Origin of the sequence: Streptococcus sp. GMD1S (genome assembly GCF_000296875.1) — a bacterium.
Classification (GTDB): Bacteria; Bacillota; Bacilli; order Lactobacillales; family Streptococcaceae; genus Streptococcus.
Genome location: NZ_AJQY01000377.1, coordinates 1 through 1024, shown reverse-complemented (window position 1 = coordinate 1024; position 1024 = coordinate 1). Strand labels below are relative to the sequence as shown.

Annotated in this window: 2 protein-coding genes; both read right to left on the bottom strand. The window is 41.9% G+C overall.

The features are described 5' to 3' along the window. Positions 1-539, bottom strand: a 539-nt coding sequence (locus GMD1S_RS10465; RefSeq protein WP_000754521.1) for an ABC transporter substrate-binding protein, incomplete at its 3' end; no start/stop codon positions are given. Positions 540-577: 38 nt separating this feature from the next. Next, positions 578-1024 (bottom strand): ABC transporter permease (locus tag GMD1S_RS10460; RefSeq protein ID WP_000299275.1); only part of this gene is annotated, 447 nt, incomplete at its 5' end.

The window sequence follows — 1024 nt, the reverse complement described above, 5'->3', positions numbered from 1 at the left end:
ATCGAGTTTGAGTCGTTGTTTGGTACTTTTTCGACCTTCTCAAAGTCTCCACCTTGTGATTCTACTAATGTTTTCAACATAGCTAGCTCCGTTGGATCATTCCAAGTACCGTATTTCTTCCCAACCAAGTCCTTTGGACTGCTAACATTGTCAGATTTACGAGAGATGATTCCTGATGTATTATGTTCTACGATAGCAGCAACGGCAGTGATTCCTGCTCCTTTTTCCAATTTTTTAGCCATGTAGTCTTGGAAATAGATGGCAAATGGTGCCTTGCCATTGATCACCAAGTCAGATGAGCTTTCTTCTGGTGGCAATTTCAAGTCAACATCCACTCCAGCTTCTTTGAAATAACCTTTTTCCTTAGCAACATAAAGCCCTGTGTGGTTAGTATTTGGCGTCCAGTCTAGGATAAAGTCAATCTTCTTGAGTTCTGCTTCTTTATTGTCCTTAGAAGCAGTCCCTTGACCACAAGCCACCAGCACGACAGCTACAAGAGCTGTCACAAGCGTTAAAAACGCTTTCCATGTTTTCTTCATCTTCATTTCCTCTTTTCTTTTTCTAAAACATCCTTATCTTAGGGACGTTTCCATTTAATCACATATTTTTCACTAATATCGACCAACTTCATACCCAAAAGGCTGATAATCGACACCAGAATAATAATGGCAAACATGGTATCATACTGAAACAGTTTTTTAGACTGAATCATATAAACACCAAGACCTTCAAAACCTCCTAGCCACTCGGACACCACGGTTGTGATAAAGGCGTAGGAGACACTGACCCTCAGACCTGCATAAAAGTAAGGCAGGCTGACCGGGATTTTAAAATGCCACAGGATTTGCCAGGGCTTGGCTCGCATCAGACTAAACAAGGTCAGCATATCCTTGTCACAATGCCTAAATCCATCCAAAATACTGACGATGATAGGGAAGGTTGTCGTCAGGATAATCAAGACAATCTTGGGCAAAATTCCATAGCCTAGCCACAAGACCAGGATAGGGGCTATAGCAATGGTCGG